Annotated in this window: 2 protein-coding genes; both read right to left on the bottom strand. The window is 59.7% G+C overall.

Annotation, left to right across the window (positions count from 1 at the left end; all coding sequences use genetic code 11):
• Nucleotides 1-38: 38 nt before the first annotated feature.
• On the bottom strand, nucleotides 39-2,429 hold the full coding sequence (locus tag R8L07_19650; GenBank protein ID MDW3207756.1) for an adenylate/guanylate cyclase domain-containing protein: 2,391 nt from the start codon (nucleotides 2,427-2,429) through the stop codon (nucleotides 39-41).
• Between the two features lie 87 nt (nucleotides 2,430-2,516).
• Nucleotides 2,517-19,514, bottom strand: coding sequence for a FecR domain-containing protein (locus R8L07_19645; protein MDW3207755.1), 16,998 nt, complete (start codon nucleotides 19,512-19,514; stop codon nucleotides 2,517-2,519).
• Nucleotides 19,515-19,602: the final 88 nt, after the last annotated feature.

Below are 19,602 nucleotides of genomic sequence, written 5' to 3'. Positions count from 1 at the left end.
GACGGGGGCCGGGGCCGCGAATTTCGGGGGGAGGGAGCCTATTTCGTCGTTGCGACGTAGACACCGTCCCATTCGGCCGGTGGCGGGCTGTCCCGATATTCCTGAATGCGGGTCTGGTATATGCCATAGAAGCCGTCCAGGACCCCGTTCAGGCGACCAAGACAGGTTTCGATGATCCGGTTCGCCTCATCCCATTGCTGGTTGCGATAGGCGGCCAGCATGGCGGCGTGTTGCGACTGAAGGGTGGCATAGTCCGGATCGGACATCAGGTCCGGCTTGCCCAGAACCGTGAAGATCCGAACGGCTTCGCTTTTACCCTTGACCGCGATCAGATCCAGTTCGGCCATCGGGAAAACCCCGTGCAGGGCGGCCGCGGTTTCCTCACCAATGACGATGCCGACGCCATAGCTCTTGGACTGGCCTTCCAGACGCGCGGCGAGGTTCACGGCATCGCCGAGGACGGAATAGTCGAAGCGCTGTTTCGACCCCATATTGCCGACCACGCAATCGCCGGTATTCAGGCCGATACCGATGTTAAGCGGCAGGAAGGGCTTGTCTTCCTCCAGGGCCTCGCGCTTGCGTTCCTCGTTCAGTTCCTCGAGGGACTCGAACATGGCCAAAGCGGAGGCAACGCCCATCTCCTCTTGATTGGGGACATCCAGCGGGGCGTTCCAGAACGCCATGATGCAGTCGCCCATATATTTGTCGATTGTCCCCTGGCGATTGAGAATTTCCTCGGTCAGCGGCGTCAGCAATCTGTTGATCAGGACGGTCAGCCCTTGCGGGTCTTCCTTGTACTGTTCCGAAATCGTCGTGAAACCGCGCACGTCGCAGAACAGCAGCGTCATCCGTTTGGTCTCACCGCCCAGCTGCAGCTTGTCCGGGTCCTCCGCCAGCTGCTCGACCAGATCCGGCGACAGATACTGACTGAATGCCCCGCGCACCTGCCGCTTCTCCGCCGCATCACGTGCGTAGTTCGCAAATGTCAGCACCGCATAGACCGAGAAGACGAGGGCGCTTGGATAGGTGAAGTCCAACAGCATTCGCTCTGAGGTGAACAAATACCAGCTGGCCCCGACAAAGCCACCGACGCCAATCACCAACCCTACCAACGTCACAACCGGGCCGACCCTGGGAATGAAGAAAATCAACAGCAGCCCGACAACGCTCATGGCGATGAACTCGGTCAACTGCATCATTTCCGGGTATCGAATGAATTGCTGACCCAGAATGTTCTCGATGACATTTGCGTGGACTTCAACGCCCGGCAGGCGCGGGTTGATCGGGGTCGCTCGAATATCCAGCAACCCCACGGCGGAGGTCCCGATAACCGCCAGTTTTCCGGCGATCCTTTCAGGCGGCACGCGCCCTTCCATGATGTCGGAAGCCGAGATGTACATGCGCCCTTCATTGTTGGGCATGTTGAACTTGTCAGAATCCGCAAAATAAACCCAGATTCGGCCCTTGCTGTCGGTCGGGATCGGGAAGTTCCCTCGCGGAGTCTGAAGTCGCACCTCGTTGATGCCCCTCAGGTCCATAGCGGCAAATATGCTGTTGCCTTGAAGACCGACCCGGATCATTTCGATGGACAGGGCGGGTTTGACTAGATCTTCGATCTGCATCACGAGAGGTACGCGGCGAACGACGCCGTCCACCTCTTCGCCGATGGAGAAGACGCCGAGGCCTTGGGCATAGCCCTCGATTTCCGGACGATTGTAGACCAGCGTCGGAAATCGAACGGCATACTCTTTCAAGGTGGCATTGGGGTCCTGCAGGTCCTTCGATCCAATGGCGCCCTTGAAAGAACTCCATTCGGCGATATCGCTTTCCGCGAGTACCTGTGTCGATCGCGTTGCCGATTGGCCAAGGACGACCCGTACGGTCTGCATGGCCTTGGCCATGACTTCTTCATTGGTGGCGGTCTTGCTGAGTTCGCTTCGGACAGTTTCGGGCAGGTCCGGGCGAGAATTGGCCAATTGCGCGGGCGAGGTTCTATCGAGTTCCGGAAAGACCATATCGAAACCGACGACCGCGACACCATAATCGCGCAACGCGGTCAGAAGGCGCGCAATCTGGGTTCTGGGCCAGGGCCACTGCCCGACCTCGGCAAGGCTCTTTTCGTCCAGATCAACGATAATGACGGGGGATTGTGGGATCGGTTCACGGGGGGCCAGGACGTTGTAATAGTCAAAGGTCCGGAGGCGCACCACCTGAACCGGGTCCGGGTCGGCGATCCGCACCGACACGCCTGTAACAAGAACCGCAAGTGCGATGAGCGTGGGGAGCGTAGGTTTCCACCACGGCCCGCGCCGCTTGGACGCCTTCCTCCGGTCGAGTAGCCGACGAATCAAATTCGGCTTGCGCTCGGCGGTTTCGGATTTCGTTTCGGCCCGTGTTGCGGGTTCTACCTTGGCGACCGTATCAGACATGTTCCCCCGATGCGTGCCGACCCCCGGCACGCGGTACTGAACTCTCAACTTACCTTACTCCCAACCGGACACGAAGTCCGGGAAATTTTAGGACGGCGCCGCGGAGAGGTTCACCTGCATGTCTGTGTCGACATAGGCGTGCGCGCCGTTGCTGGCGGAGTAGATGGCATAGCTGCTGGACGACCCGCTGTCGTCGTGGTCGACCGAGACGGTTGTTCCCGTGGCGGTCCAGTCGTCCTGATCCAGCGCCAGGGTCTGGCCGGTATTGCCCTCGATGATCAGGGCATCATCCTTCAGCGCGTCATCGACGGCCAGGCCGGTGAGGATCGCGTTGATGTCCTCGGAAACGCCATAGATGAACTCCTGGCTCATGGAGATCGTACCGGCACCGCCGTTTCGGAAATCCAGCGCTTCGATGTTGTTGATGCGCCATGCGTCGTTACTGCCGAAACTCAAACCGTCGGTGTGGATGATGTCGCGACCGCCGATGCCGCCATCGACATAAGTGGTCTCGGCGGTGGCCGACAAGGTGAAGGTATCGTTGCCGCCGCGACCGTAGAAGCGCGACGTCCCGCTGCTGCCGGTGGTCATGACATCGTCGCCTGTCGAGCCGAGGACGGTTTCGTTTCCGGTGCCGCCGATCACGCTTCCAGCGGTTTGCAGAATGTCACTCGGGGTGAGGAACTGGAACTCCAGGTTCCCGTCGTTATTGAAATTGGGCAGGACGAGTTTGCCGGCACTGTTGAGGCCGAAATCGGTTGCGCCGGTGTCGTCCAGGATACGGATTCGGTCCGGCTCCCCGACGGCGGTGCCGGTCCGGACCGCCTCAAAGTAGTTCTGGAAGTTGAGGCCATCGTCGATGCGCAATTCAAAGGCGCCGCCATAGGTGAGCGTTCCCTGAACATTCAGGACGCCGCCGATGGAGCCCGAACCGCTTTCAATGATCGTGGTCGAGTTTTCATTGAGGGTCAGATTTCCGGTGATTGCCAGACTGCCATCGGTGCCTTGTGAACTGGTGACGTAGTCGACGACATGGATCGTGCCGCCATTTGTTCCGGAGACGACATTCCCCAGAATGCTGAAGGCATCGCTGGGGATAGTGATGTCGCGGGCCCCGATATTGGTGATCAGGCCCTCGTTGGTCAGCGTGCCGGTACCCGATGCGCCCATCTTCAGGAACGCCGCATCCGTAAAATTCGAGGATTCAAAGGAAATGGTTCCGGTGTTCACGAAGTCGCCGACGGTCATGGTTGCGGAATCGCCGGTTCCGGCGCTGCGTAACACAAGCGTTCCGGAATTGCTGAAGCTTCCCAGCCCGGTGAAGTCGGCGTTCACATCCGCAGTGCTGGCGACGACATCCAGAGTTCCGGCATTTGTGAAGGTACCGCTGCCGGTGACGGCGCCGCTGCCGATCTGGAACAGCCCGTTGTTGGTCAAGGAGCCGTCGATGGTCAGCGTTTCGCTGGAAACCTCAAGCGTGCCGTCCGTGTCGTTGACGAAATCGCTTGTGGAGATCGTCGAGGTGCCCGCATCCACGGTGGTCTTGTTGACGAAACCGGCAACATTGATGTTCATGAAGCCGAAATTGTCGATACCGCCGGTATTGGTCAGCGTTCCCGTTCCCGTGACCTGGGGCAGGGTGCCGCCTTCACTGACACTGTCCAGCGAGAATGTGCTGGCCGCCAGGGTGAAGTCCGTATCGAACGCGATGGCGCCGCCATTGGCCAGGGCGATGATGCCGGCGGATCCGGCGAAGGTCGTTCCCGCCCTAACCGAGAACGTGGTCTTGTCTTCGATCCGGATTTCCGTGGAGCTCGTTCCGAAACTTATCGTTCCGGTATTCGCGAATGTCCCGGTACCGGAGCCTGAGTTCTGGATTTCGAGAGCGGTTCCGGAACTGTCGCTGAGCGATATCAGCCCCTGGTTTTCGAACGTCGCACCATCATTCAACTGAATGGTCATCGCGTCGACGCCGATCTCGGTAAGGGTCCCGCTGGTACCATTGATCATCGACGCATCGGAGCCGGTCAGAATGATCGTGCCGCCGTCGGTGTCGTATCCCCCGTTGTTCGTGAAGGAGATCGTACCGCCGATGCTCAGCGCATCGGAGGTCATGTCCGTATTGTTGATAACGGATCCGGTGCCGGTGATCGTTCCGAAATTGAGGACGCCATCGTCCTGGTTCGTCAGAGTGGTGCCGCTCAGTTGAAGAGTGTTGCTGTTGAGGACACTGAGTGTCTCGCCATCATTGATGAGATGAGAGACCGAGACCGTGGTATCTGTGCCCAATGTCAGGTCGGATTCGACAGTGAAGGTGCCCGCACCAGTTATTGCAACGCTACTGGACGAGACCTCGCCCTCTCCGAAGGAGAGCACGATGTTGTCTCCGTCATACGTGAAGTTTTCGTTTTCCTTGATGCTCAGGACGGCGTTGTCGTCCAGGAACAGGGTGCCGTCGCCCTCAAAATCCGTATCTGATCCGACAAACAGCGTGCCATCCAGATCGATCATCTGGGACGTCGCGATTGAGATATCGCCGTCGGTCGAATCCAGAACGTCGTTGATGTTCAGTTCGGCATCGACCTTCACCAGGCCTGTGCTGACCACCGTCCCGAACACTTCATGGCTTAAGCCCGATCCGGCGCTGTCCTGCGATACCAGCGTTCCGGTGATGGTGAGACTCTGACCGGAAGCGACAGACAGTGTCGCGTCGTCATTGCCGCTGCCGACACTGTCCAGCACGACCGTGCCGCCCAGATTGCCACTTGTCACGACGCTGACGGCCCCAGCCGACGCGTTGGCATTGATCGAGAGAGTCCCGCCGTCATTGTCGAAACCGGCCGGCCGCAGTTCCAGCGTGTTGTCTTCGACAATGACCCGTCCGTCATTGTCGATGAGGGCCGCGCTGTCGATGGACGCATTGCCGACGTTCAACGTCCCGGCAATCGACATCGTACCGGACCCCGTTATGGATCCGCCGCTGGAGAAGTCCAGAATGGGCGCCGATGCGGCATAGGTGAAATCCTCGCCGTTCGTCAGGTTCAGAACGCCGGCTGTTCCGAAATTGATGGTGCCGGCACTGGACTGTCCGGATATCCCCAAATCCGTGTCGCCGCCGACGACGAGGGTCGCGTTATCAAGCGTCAGTTCGGTCGCGGCTTCGCCATCGGTGACCAGCAGCGTACCGTCCCTTGTGTTCAATACCCTGTTCGAACTCAGGACGGTGTCGCCCTGGATGTCGAACAGGCCGGTATTGGTGATGTCGATATCGACATTGAACTGTCCGGGGGTTCCGAACCCACCGACCTGAACCGATATCGTACCGCTGTTCGTCAGATGCCCGTTGGACGTGGTCCGAAGAGTGGCATCCATGCCGGAGAGCTGCCCGCCGGCATCGAGCTGCACGGAAATCAGCCCGGCATTGGTCAGGGCGGAATCCACGGTCAACGTGCTGGCATTGATTTCCGATGCGTTGAGCGCGATCGTGCCGCCGGCATTGTCGAAATTGGTGGTTTCGATGACCCCTTCGCCATTTCCGATGGAGACGCGTGCGTCATTGTCGAAATGGGACGAACCGGCGATTTCGCCCCCTGTCAGGTCGAAGGATGTATCCGTGTTGTTGAAGGTGCCGGTACCGGCAATGGTCCCGCCGGATGCGAAGCTGACCCCCTGATTGTCATTTCCGTCGTAGACGAAGGTTTCTCCGTCGGCGACGCTCAACGTCCCTGCGCTGGCAAGGTTCAGCTGGCCGTCGAGTTCCGTATCGGCGCCGACAATCACATTGCCACTGACGCTGAGGGCCTCGCCGGATCGGACGGTCAGCGTGCCGTCCGTGGTGTCCAGCACCACGTCGGAAGACAGGGCTGCGCTGTCCGACAGGATGATCGCGCCGGTATTGGCGATGTTGGCGGCGAGGGCATAGCTGCCGGCCGATGCCGATGCGGTGATCACACCCTGGTTCACCAGCGTCGACCCGTTTGCCGTCGAGATGGACCCCGCCAGTGAAAGCGTGGTGTCTGCGTTGGACAGGGCGATCGTGTGGCCTGCCGCATTGGTCGAATCGTCTGTCAGGACGATGTTGCCGGCCCCGGATTGATCGGACGCGACGTCCAGAACGCCGCTGCCCGAAAGGTTAGAGCCGTTCAGGGTCACGCTTTCACCGGCACTCACCGCCAGCGTTCCGCTGTTCAACACACCGCTGAGGCTCAATGTCACGCCGTCGATGGATTGGCTGTATCCGCTCGCAATGGCGAGGGTTCCTGCGCCGGTGATGTTGTTGTTTCCGGACAGATTGGCGGTCGTAGAGAGCCCTTGGGCCGTATGGACTTCGATATCGCCTGTGCTGTAGGCGAGGGCGTAACTGCCATTCGACAGGCCGACGATGTCACCGCTGCCCGTAAGGGTACCACTGCCGGGGACGACCGTCTCGACGTCCAGAACGGCTCCGGTACTGTCCAGATTGTAGACGATATGGGAGGTGCCGGTATTGACCAGAACGTGGGCTCCCCCGTCCGGACCGGCGGTCACATCGATATCAAACACCGAACCGGACGCTATTGTCCCCAATGCGGTTGTCGTGCCGCCATTGACGTCGAAGCCCTGCACATAGGTGTTCGTGCCGTCGTTCCACGCGGCGGCGAAATTGCCGTTCGTCAGGGCGGCGATATCAACTTCCTTGGTCTCGGTCGTCGTTCCCAGGGTGACTGTGGAAAGGGTCGAGCCGTCGGTATCAATGACCTGGGCCAGAATGGTATCACTTGCGCCTGTCTCATCCGCATACAGGATGACACCCTTGCCATCGTTCAGCCCGGCGGATTGCGGCGCGATGGAACTGTTTATCCCGGACTCCAGGGTCTGAACCGCGCCCAGTGTGTTGCCGTCGGAATCGAAGCGCCGATACTTCAGGTCCCCGTCCTCGACAAAGGTCATGAGGAAACCTTCGCTCGCCCCGGAACCGAATGCGGTCAGATCCAGACTCGTGATGGTTTTACCCGGCAGGGCCTCATAGCTGTCCGGCGTCAGCGTTGTGCTGGTACCGTTGGAGTTGAAGATCTCCAGTTCCAGAACGGATTCTTCGCCGGCGACGATATAACCGGCGACAACCTTGCCATTGCCCAGCGTTGCGATGCGGATTCCGGTCGCGTCGAAATCGCCGCCGTCATTGACCGTCAGCACCGTGCCCGTCGCTGCGCCATTGGAATCGAACATCCGGATATGATCCTGGTTGCTCAACGACCCGTCGGTGTCGTAGGCGACCCAGAAACTGCCGTCGGAAAGGGCAGCCATGTCGGGGCTTGTTTCGGTCGACCCGTTGGTCACGCTTGCGACGACGGCAGTTCCGAGATTGTACGCCTCCGGTGTGCCGATCGTAATCGTCCCGCCGCTGGCGATGTCCAGCACCGCACCGCTATTCAGGTTCAAAGTGCCTGTACCGGACAGTTCGCCCTGGCCCACCGCCAACGTTCCACCGATGGACAGGTTTTTGCCGTCCGCGACAACAATATCGCCAGAGGCACTGTCGAGACGGTCCGTGAAACTGATGTCGGCTGAGACCTGAATCTTGCCGGTGTTGACGACATGACCGGTTGCCTGGTGTTCGACGTCGGCACTGGCGTCGTCGGACGAAATCAAGGTACCGGCAATGGTCAGGGACTCGCCGGTTTGGACCGCCAGTGTTGAACGGTTGCTGCCACCGGACACCGTGTCCAGGACCACCGTACCATCCAACGTGCGCGTGGAATTGATATCCAGCACGGCGGCAGAGCTGCCGGCGGCGACTTCTACAGTGCCGTTGGTATTGTCGAAACTGGCCGTTTCGAACGTCAATGTGCCGTTTGTGACTACGATTTCGCCGTTGCTGTTGTCCACATTTGTGGTGGTCCCGAGATTCAGGGTCCCGCCCGAGCCGGTCAGGGTGCCGGTATTGTTGATGGAACTGACGTGCAGCGCCACGCCGGTCAGCTCCACATCGCCGTCGTTGTTCCAGGTGCCGGAACCGTCAATCCTACCGCCGGACTCAACCGCCAGATTGCCTGAGGAAGACAGTGCGAAGGTTTCGCCGGATGCGACTTCCAATTCGGCGCCGGACTTGATCGTCAACGTGCCGCTGCCGGAAAGATCGGTATCGTCGCCGACGGTCAGTGTGTAGCCGCTCGTGATGTTCAGGCCGCCGGAGGAGGCGATGTCGAAATCACCGTTCGTGCTGTTGATGTTGCCGGACACATCCGTGGTGTGGTCGATGTCGAAGGTTCCGGCGTTGACGATCGATCCCACAATGCTGTGGGTCGGCGCAATATTGTCCAGGCCGAGCGTGACGTTCTCGACGGATTGAAGCGTGCCGGAAATGGTCAGGCTCTCGCTGCCGGTCACGGACAGGGTGGAGCCATCAAACCCCGATTCCACGTCCAGAAGCAGCTTACCGCCGAGGGCCGCGGACTGACTGATCTGGATGACGCCCCGCTCTCCGTCCGAGACCGCACTGATCGTACCGCCGGCATTGTCGATGGCCGTCGTCGTGCCGAGATCGAATGTGCCGCTGTCGGCGACCAGCGTTCCGTCATTGTCGAGGTTCGCGATGCTGAGCGTGACGCCGCTGATTTCCAGGCTGCCGGCGTTTCGGAATGTTCCCAGGCCTGCCAGCGTCGAACCATTGGCCAGCGCGATGGCATCGACCGCGCCTTCGTTTGTCGCGGTATCGTTCTCCGCGACGCTCAGGGTGCCTTGTATGTCGATCAGACCGCTCGAGGTGCTGTTGATCGTCGACGACTGACCGAGGGCCAGTTCGCCTAGGATTGATAGCGTCCCTGCCGTGTCCAGCGAGATGGCACCGCTGCTGCTGTCCAGCGTATGGCCGGCGGTCAGGGTGGTGTTCACGTCGATGTCGAGCATGCCCTGGTTGTCGATTTCGACATCCAGGATGCGGTTCCCGGCCGTTCCCGAGGATGAGACGAGAATTGTTCCCGTACTGTTGTTGACCAGGGTTTCCGCGGCGGAATGGGTCAGAAGGGCATGGGCCAGGCTGCCGGTGCCGGTGAGTTCCAACACGCCTGCGTTCTGGAAATCTTCGTCCATAAGGACCGTGGCGGTACCCTGTGTCCCCGCGTTCAGGGACAAGGTACCGGTATTGTCCTGTGTCCCTTCGGTGGCATTGCTGAAACCGGTCGTCGCCAGGGTCAGCGTCCCGCCGCCGGCGGTCATCTGCCCATAGTTGGTGAACGTGTTCACCGCAAGCGTACCGGTGGAGGTCAGAGCCTCCCCATCGAAGACGACGGTACCGTAGTTGCTGAAGGCGCCCGAGCCTTCCAGCACACCATCGACCATTTCGATCTTCGTTGCCCCGTCATGGGTGAAGGTTTCCCCGGCGGCGATGATGAGGTGGCTTTCATCCATCACCAGGGTGCCGTTGCCGGTCAGGCTGGTATCCGCCCCCAGGGTCAGCGACCCGTCGATCTCAAGGGTCTTGCCGGTGGCGATGGCGATGTCCCCGTCACGGCTGTCCAGCGTGTCGGTGGTGCCTTCCAGTTCCGTATCGTGATCGATATCGAACATGCCATTGTTGATGAAATGGCCATAGATATCGTTGTCGTCCGCGGACAGGGAACCGCTGGATGTCGACAGCAACGTTCCGGTCACCGTCAGCGTGTTGTCGTCGGTATCGATGTCGGCATCGGAGAAGATGCCGTCGCCGGCATCCAGGCGAATATCTCCGCCCAGGGTCATGTCATTCTGAATCAGCAGATCCGCATCGGCGGAATCGCCCAGAATGGTCAGTGTGCCGTCGGTGTTGTCGAAGCTGCTGGTCGCGAGGGTTAGTGTTCCGCTCTCCGTCAACAGAAGGCCGTCATTATCGAAATGGGTCGTCGCAATCGAGACGATGTCGTTGCTTCCGATAGAAATCGTACTGCCTGAGGCGTTTACGAAATCGCTGCCATCGACAGTTACCGTGCCGTTAAACCCGAGGAATGGGCTGTTGGCAGAATCGTAAGTGAAACTTTCGCCACTTGCGACGGTGAGAGTGCTGTTGCTGTTCAGGTTCAGCGTTCCGGTGCCCGACAGGGATGTGTCAGAACCGACGATTATTCCATTATCGTACCGGACGTTGAGTTGTTGCCCGCTAGCAATCTCAATCGTGCCGTCACGCGTGTCCAGCGTGAACCCGTTTGTCCCCTCTACATATCCAAAGTCGAGTGATTGGTTGATATCGATCGTGCCAGTATTGACCACAAAGCCCCGGATCGAGAAATCAGCACTTTCGGACTCACCCGTATTGTTGACCGCAATCGTACCCTGGTTGGTCAGCGTGTTGTGGCCGCTGCCCTGGATATTGTCCGAAAGGTCAATCAGCGCGCCAAAACCCGTGCCATCATCGTCCAGCTGAATTAGGCCGCCGATGGTCGCATCCACTGCGGTGAACGAGGCGACATTGCCGCCACTTCCAGTCAGGTTGATTTCGCCGGAATTGCTGATTGTGCCTCCAGCATGGTCGAGCCTCGTGCCCGTAACGTTCAGCGTGCCTGAATTGGTGAGTTGGCCTTGATTGGTCAGTGTTCCGGACAAGACATTCAGTGTGTCGGAATTCTGCAGTGTCGCACCGTCTGTGATCCTGAAATCGTCGGAATTCAGATCGGTGTTTGTTTCATTCTCCAGAATTCCGCCGCCGGTCAATTCAACCGTGCCGGAGAAAGCCACATCGGCTTGAGCAACGCCGGCTGTTGTCTCTCCAAAGCTGCCTTTACTGTATTTTACAACACCGCTTCCGCTCTCATAAATGACGACGAAATCTCTGTCGCCCATCATGTCAATGCGGACATTGGTCTGGTCGCCGGTCGCGCCGACGGACTGACTGCCATCGCCTGCCACCGTAGCATTGATCTTGTTGCCAACGGCCTCACCGGAGGCATTGTATCGCTGTACGAAGACATCGACATCAGTGCCGGTGTTCACCGACCAGGCGACAGCGAACCCACCGTCGTTCATCGCGGTGACGTCAATGCTTTCTGCAAAAGTTCCGGAATCGAAGTCAGGCAAAGGAACGATTCCGCCGGTTTGGCCCGGTGCCTTACGAATGAAAACCTGGGCGCCACCGCTGTCACTGCTGATTGATGCCTCGACATAGGTCGAAGCATCGAGAACAGCGACCGCCTTGGGAATGTCCGGGGCTGAAGCGCCGCCACTGAGATTGTGCAGGGTTGTGGTCTGGTCGTCCGCGTCGACGAAGAGCGCCTTGCGGTTGATGGCACTGCCGTTATCTTCCGCAAAATACACAACGACATCGCCATTCGGGAAAATGGCGGCGTCGATGCCGGAATCCATGATCGATGATGTGTGGGTGACTGTTTCAGTAATACTGCCGCCACTGTCAACGTAGAGCAGTTGAATCTCATCTTCAGATCGGTTCTGGGAAACGATAACGAGGCCACCGTCACTCTTTGCCAGAACTTCAAGGTCATCAAATGCGGCCGTACTGGAGGTGTAGTCGCCGATTGAAGAACTGTCCACGAAGGTCAACTCAGAATCGAACTCATACAGACGCAATCTGTTGCGTGTCGCCTGTACGTTTTCGGTTACAAGGCGGAAGGTTCCATCCGTCAACTGTGTCAGGGCAAACTGGCTTTGTTGGCCGACGCCGACGGAATGACCATCAACAAAGGCGCCGCTGTTGGGATCTAATATAGAAATGTCCAGAAATGCGTCGCCGGAACGCACTGTGCTTGTCATCAACCGGCCATCGCTCAGTACCTCGATGGTGGGTTTGAACTTCGTTACACTGTAGGGAGTCGTCTGAGGTGATCCGACGGTGGCGGTTCCCGTCGTTCCGCCGGTGGCTTCGACCAGAGAAAACGTCTCACCATCCGCGATATTGAGTTCGGATCCATTTTGGAAGGCGAGGGTGCCCGCCCCAACAAGCTCTGAATCGTCGCCCAATGTCAGAGTCGATCGAATTTCCAACGTGCCATTGCTGTCGACGTCGATTGTGCCGTCGCGCGAATCCAGGACGTGATCGTCATCGCTTTCCGGATCGCCGAACCGGGCACGGGTATCTCCATCGACGGCAATTGTCCCGGTGTTCGAAACATCCGTTTCCAGCTTGTGAAGTACGGTGGCACTGCCCTCATTGGAGAACCGAATTGTTCCGCTATTGTTTAGGTTGGCATCGTTCAGCCCCGTGAGGGTGGCGCTGTTGTTGCTGCCGCTGGTGCTGTCGAAGGCGATTGTACCGCTGTTCGCGAAGGTTCCGCCGCCGAGGACCATTGATCCCTGGTTGTCGCCTGCATCCAGCGTAATCGTCCCGGAATTGCTCGCTGACAACGTTTCCGCAAAATACACATCGCCGTTCAGGACATTGAAGCCGCCGGTATTGGAGAATTGAGTGCCCGTGAAGGACATTCCGGTATCGTCAATATTGAATGTCGCTTCGTTTACAAATCGATTGATTGAGGCGGTCAACGTACCGTCATCAACGGCGAGCGTGCCGCCCGATACGGTAAATGTGCCGTCGCCAAACAATTCGGCGGCGCCACCCGCCGAAAGCTGGAGGTGTGCCATCGACGTGCTGTCGTAATGAAAGTCTGCATTCTCTGCGACGCCGGCCCGTGCCCCGCCGTTGATGGTCAGGGTACCGTTCGTATCGCCGAAACCGGCATCATCGCCAAATACCCAGTCGCTGCCGACGACGGAAATCCGGCCGGTGCTTTCGGTGAAGCTCAGGGTGCCGTCCTGCAGGACGTCGACGCTGGTCGAAAGGCGCAGCCCGGCGCCATCGATCGTGCCGCCGGTGATCTCCAGTGTGCCGTCGCCGTCGATGGCGGTCGCGGTGGCGGCATCGACCAGGATGTCGCCGCGGGCCGTTCCGTCGACCGTGAGTGCGGTGCCGGACCCGCTGATCTGCATGGTGCCTTCGAAGGTCAGTTCGTCGTCGATCTTCGCGCCGTTTGTCGCGAAGGTGCCCTGGTGTTCGACCGTGCCGGACCCGCTCAGGGTTCCGCCGTCGACGTTCAGAACCGCCGCCTCCCGGTTCAACAGGCGACCATTGATGATCAGCGTGTCCCCGGACCCCACCGAGATATTTCCGATACTGGAAAGGCCGGTGGCGTTATCCAGAACGGCGTTGATGGTCACGCCATCGAGACTCATTGCGTCATGATTCACCAGTGTTCCGGTGCCGCCGACAGAGGCGCCCGACTGAAGTTCGATGGTGCCGGACGACGTGCTGGTAATCCCGTGGTCGGATCCGATATCCAGCACGCTGCCGGTGCCGACTGCCAGCGTGCCCTCACTGGAATAGGTCGTGCCGCTGCCCACGGCGAGCGTGCTGCCGGTCAGTGTCAGGACGGCCCCGAGCCCGATCGACAGCGCACCGGAAGTGCTGCCGATATGGGTGCTCACGAAATTCATTCGGGCGGCACCGTTCTGACCGTCGACGGGCAGTTCAATCGCGCCGGTATTGCTGATCGAACCGAGGCGAAGGACGGCGGTTTCGGTCGTGCCGGAATAGAAACCAGACAGCGTGCCGCTGTTGATCATCGTTCCGCCGCCGTCGATCGTGCCGTCGTCATTGCTGTCGCCGGTGACAAGGGTGGCGGCGTTGTCGACCTGCAGTTTACCGGCATTGGTGAAGTCATTGTCGATCAGCAGGACGCCATTGACATTCTGATTGGGATCGACCTGAACGAAACCGTTGTTCTGGAAATCGCCGGTGATGAGCAGCGTGCCGTCTTCGCCGTTGGAACCGCCGACAACGATGGACCCGGATTCCGCAACAACCAGATTGGCGCTGATCGTGTCCTGATTGGTCGTATCGCCATTGCTGGTCAGTCGGCCGGTCAGCTCCAGCACGTCCAGCGTCGTCTGTCCCTGAATCTCGACGCCACCGCTGAGCTCGATCGAACCGGCAAGGGTCGTCGTACCGCCGGCATCCAGGGTAATGGCGGCATCGCTTGCAACGTCCAGCGTCCCACCGTCATTGTCCAACTCGCCCCGGATGGTCAGGCCGTTGGTGCCGATCGTCACGCTGCCCTCGTTCTCCAGCGTCGACAGGGAAGAGAGTGTGACACCGTCGAAGTCCAAAGTGCTTTGGTTCACCAGGGTCCCGGCGCCGGTGATCTCGGTGCCGGAATCCATGTCGATTTCAGTGCTTTGAATCTGGGTGGGGCCGCTGATCCCGCCGAAAACGAAACGTTCTCCATCTGCGAGATTCAGCTTCGACTGTGTCGTGAACTGAAGCGATCCGGCGCCGCTGATTTCGGTATCCGCTCCGACCGTGAAGGTCGATCCCTCGGACACCAGAAGTTTCGCATTGAGGCCGCTGAACGTGATGTCGCCTTCCGTGCTGTCCAGATCGAAATCGTCCAGCACGGCGTTGCTGCCGGCAACCCGAAGCACGCCATCATTCCGGAAATCGCCGCTTCCCGTCAGCTCGCCGTTATTGATGGTGAAGTTGCTGCTATTGGTAAACGTACCGTCCAGTGTCAGGGTCGCATCGTTCTCTAGTGTCGTGTCACTGTCGTTCACGATGCTGCCGGTTACCGTTACATCGTCTTCGAAAACAAGCTGGCCCTGGTTATCCAGGTTTGCCTCGAGACGGTCGCCGTCAAGCCCCAGGGCCCCGGTGTTCGTCAGTGTTCCGCTGCCGGTGATCGTGACCGAACTGGAGTCGGAGAAGGCGGTTGCGTTGCCCGATGCCGTCGCATCGCCGACGAGGTTCAGGGTCGAGCCGCCCTCGAACTGGATGCTGCTGTCGGAGCCTTCGCTGGAGTCTTCGGGCAGGGCGAAGGTTTCGCCAGACGCCACGAGAACCTGGGCGCCATTCTTGATTTGAACGGACCCGTAGCTGCCCTCGACACTGGTATCGTCGCCGACTGTCAGGGTACTGCCGCTCTCGAAGCGATAGGACGTCTCGGACAGGGAGAATGTGCCGTCCGTGGAATCGAAAGACCCGGTGATCGTGCCGGACCCTTCCGCACGTCCCAGGTTTCTGACGAATCCTGCGATTTCCCCACCGTCGCCGTCGATCGTCCCGGTGGCAGTGTTCGTCAGTGTCCCGACACCGGTGAGGTCACCCGACAGGTTTAGTCTACCGCTGTTGGTGAACCCGGCGGAATTCGACAGGGTGGCACCGGCGGCGATTTCAAGGGCTCCGGCATTGGTCAGCCCGCCGGAAAAGGCGGTTGTCATGGCGGTCCCGGTGACGGACATGACACCGGCCGTGGTGTTCTCCACATCGGTAAGAACATTGTCCCGGCTGAAAGTCAGTTCGCCGTCATTGATCAGCGTCCCCGTCCCGGAAATCGTCGTCGTGGCGGAATCGGCCAGGGCGGAGAAGGTGCCCTCGTTGGACCAGACCCCGTCCAGGTCGATGGTCGACTGGTCGTTGAAACTGAAGACCGGTGAACTGCCGTCATTCAGGGTGACGGTTCCGTCCTCGCCGATTTCCAGAACGCCCAGCGATCCAATTGTCACGGCAATGCCGTTGGGATTCTCACCGGTATAGGTGGTGTCGCCGTCGATGATCAGGCGTCCGCTGTCCGACACGGAGACATTGTTCGTGCCGAGGTTGTTTACCAGTTCCGCATCGCGCAGGTCGACGGTCGCGCTGATATCGATATCGTGCCCGTCCGCGAAGGTCACCGTTCCGGTCGAAACCAGCGTCCCCGTCCCGGTGACGGAAGAGGCAGTCTGGGCGTTTCCATTAATCAGCAGGCCGCCGGATGTGACGGTCGCACCGGTGATCTCCAGCTCTCCGCCGTTCAGGTCCAGCGTCCCGACCGAACTGTCGCCCTGCAGTATCAGTTTGCCGTCGGAAGCGCCCTGAACGGCATTGTTGATCGAAATTCCGTTGGTGACGGTCAGTTCGCCGTCGCTGATTGTCAGGGCATCCGTACCGTCGTCGGTCGATCCGACGATGGAGCCGACGGTTACCGTGGCGCCGCTGAAGGAAACCGCCAGCGTGCTGGCATTCTGCAGGACAACGAGGTCGGTCGCGGTCGGCGTGAGGTCGTCCGTGAACTCGTTGCTCCAGTTCGCGGAGTTCTGCCATGAACTGTCGCTGGTGCCGGTGAAGGTCACTGTCCCGTTCGAGGCAGCGGAAATGGCATTGGAATCCAGGATCAGTGTGGCGCTGCCGCTGGTCAGGACGACACTGCCTTCGTTGCTCAAGGACGTATCCCGCTCCCATCCGCTTCCGGGCCGGATGATGTTGCTGGTGGCTTCCGGGGCGCCGAGGATGTGGAGCGTTCCGTCGCTGGTCGCCTGCGCCACATCCTGCGCCGTCAGTTCGACGGTCAGCACCGATGTGGTCAGGGAACTCAGGTCCAGCGTTTCGACGTTCCGAATGTCGCCGTTCAGGCCGATGGAAACGGTCATCGTGCCAGCACTGTCGGCCACGACCAGCCGATCGTCACCGCCGCCGCCGTCGATGGACAGAATACCGTTCTGCGCATGGATGGTGTCGTCGAAATCGGTACCGATCAGGCTCTCGAACCCGTCATAATCTGCACCACGCGCGTTGATTCCGATGTCGCCTTCCGACTGACCCTGCGGGGTGGAGTCGAAGATATCGATCCCGGACGTGCTGATCGTGAAGGTCTGGCCGTCATCAAAATCGGCGAAGGACAGAGTGTCCGTTCCGCTGCCTCCCGACGCGGATTGAAGCAGGGTCGATACCGTGAAGGAATCGTCACCATCGCCGCCGATCACCGCCTCGACATTCGTGAAGGTCGAGGAGTTTGAATCCCGCGTCGCAATGCCGGTCTCGAACGAGAAAGTGGCATCGGACGTTATCGTACCCGACGAAAAACTGATCGTGTCGGTCCCGGCATCGCCGTCGACATTCACGCCGGCGGTGTTGACATAGATTATGTCGTTGCCGTCTCCCAGACGAACTTCCTCAATTCCGGTGATCGTATCATTGTCGATGACGGAGGCGGTGCCGTCTTCGATCGTGCTGTCTCCCAACAGCCCGTTCATTTCCATCGTCAGATCGGCGGTGAATTCCCCGGTGACGGAATCGTAGGTCAGGGTGTCGGTGCCGGTCCCGCCATCATAGTCGTCATTGCCCTGGCCATGCCCTCCAACGATTGTGTCGTTTCCGGCCCCGGCATTGACCACATCGTTGCCGGCCCCGGTCTCGATCTTATCGTTCCCTGCGCCGGAGTTAACCGTATCCGCACCACTGCCTGTCGTTACAGTATCCGCACCCGTTCCTGTAGCGATGTTGAAGTTCGAATCGGAGGACGAAAACGAGACAATCAGGTTTCGTGACGTCGTGGTGTTTGAGAAGCTTTTGACCTCTACACCGTCTACGGTGCTGGTGGTAAAGGACGAATCGGAAATGTTGATGGGGCTGGTCGTGTCGATCGGCTTGTTCAACACTGGCACGATAACCGTGTCGGGTTCAGTTGACGCGGTATTGGTGCCTGTTGGTTGCGTTATTGTGGTTTCGCCGGTATCGGATGCCTGCTCCACATTAATGTCTGTAAAACTCTGGCCGCCGGTTGTTACGTCCCCTAGGCCGGTATCGCTGCCACCGCCGGTATCGCCGCCGCCGGTATCCCCGCCGTCGCCGCCGTCGCCTTCATCACCTTTGTCCCCGCCTTTTCCGTCACCGGCAGAACCAGTGCCTGCGTCATCATCTCCTGTTTTGACATCACCTGTTCCATCGCCATCGCCATCGCCGTCTTCGTCCGCGTCGTCGTCGCTTTCGCCACCGCCTTCTTCAGTTTCATCGGAGCCGTCCTCGAGTTCGGCTAGGTCCTCTTCGGTGATGTCTCCGTCCTCGGTGCTTTCACCACCTTCTGCAGATTCCCCATCGTCACTTTCGTCGCCGGAATCACTATCGTCATTCCCACTGTTATCCGGGTCGTTGCTGTCCGGTGCATCGGGGCCTTCCTCTTCAACATCCGCCCCGGATTCCTCGGATTCCTGCTCCCGCGTCACATTGTCGACGATGCCGCGCAGATCGATGTCGACCGAGGCGCCGGTTTTGGTCTGGATCGAGGTCTCGATGGCGCGTTCGATGTTGGACAGGTCGTTGGAGGTCAGCGCACGGAACTGGTTGGAGTTCCGGGCGATGACATTCTCTGCCGTGTCGACGAAGTCGAAGACGCGCAACTGTCCGGTCGATGGGTCCGCAGTCGCGGTAACGGTCGAGAAGTTGTCGGACAGGACGATGGTCTGGTTTCCGGCGGAGACCGCGATTTCACCGTCCACCACGGTGAAGCGGAAGGTCTCGCCATCGGCGGTCTGCAGGCCTGCGACTTCCCCCGTAACGATCGTGCCGCGAATCCCGATGGTGGCGACAGGGGTCGACACCTGCATGTCGTTCGGATTGTTTTCGGCGATCTGTCCGGACACGAACAGGAACCCGCCTTTCAGGATGGAAAAGGCGGATTCACCGGACTGCGTGCCCGGGTCGTAGACCATCTCGTCCAGCGCCAGCCGGGCATCGCTGCCCAGGGTGAAGATCGTGCCGTCGATAAAGGAGATCTTCAGCGAACCGCCGTCGGCGGTCTCCACCTGGTCGCCCTGAAAGACCGGATCGCCGGCCTGCAGCAGCACACGCGTGCCGTCCGGGCGGATGGCGTAGACTTCCCCGGTCAGGGTATCGACCGTGCCGATGGAGTTGCCCTGGGCCTGGGCGACCTGTTCGTCGGTCAGCGCGGCGGTCTGGCCCGGTGCCATCGGCATGAGGAAGGAATCGACCAGTTCCGGCGACAGGCGGCGCCCGAAATCGCCGACAATGTCGGGCGGCGGGTCGGCCGCAAAATAGTTCTCGATCAGGACGGCCGATCCGTCCGGCTTGACCAGAAGCAGATCCGATCCCTGACGTACGAAAGAGCCCTCATACACGAAGGACAGGTCGGAAAGGTGAAGGTCGTCGCCGGCCAGGGCGTCGAGAGAGGAAACGATTGTCGCATCGCTGCCCGGGGCCGGGGAAGGGGCCTCCGCACCGCGCACGGCATCGTTCAGGAAATCACTGTCCAGGAATTCGAGCGTGTCCGACGCCCCATTACCGATCAGGGCATCGCCGCCCGCGATCGAGGCACCGCCTTCCTGTGCCGCCGGATCACCGGGCGCGGCCGCTTTCATGGAGGAGTCGGATTCCTTGAGGGGCGTTGTACTGGACGCCGCTTCGCCACCCGAAGGCGGCGTTGAGTCTACCCTGGCCATGTCATTC

The sequence above is a fragment of the Alphaproteobacteria bacterium genome, assembly GCA_033344895.1.
In the GTDB taxonomy this organism is placed as follows: domain Bacteria; phylum Pseudomonadota; class Alphaproteobacteria; order UBA8366; family Aestuariispiraceae; genus Pacificispira.
Note: the sequence above shows the minus strand (reverse complement) of the source record. Positions and strands in the feature narration are given on the sequence as shown.

Bases quoted from the DNA above. Each gene is read 5' to 3' on its own strand.
- R8L07_19645 (MDW3207755.1), bottom strand. From the start codon at position 19,514: ATGAAAGCGGCCGCGCCCGGTGATCCGGCGGCACAGGAAGGCGGTGCC.
- R8L07_19650 (MDW3207756.1), bottom strand. From the start codon at position 2,429: ATGTCTGATACGGTCGCCAAGGTAGAACCCGCAACACGGGCCGAAACG.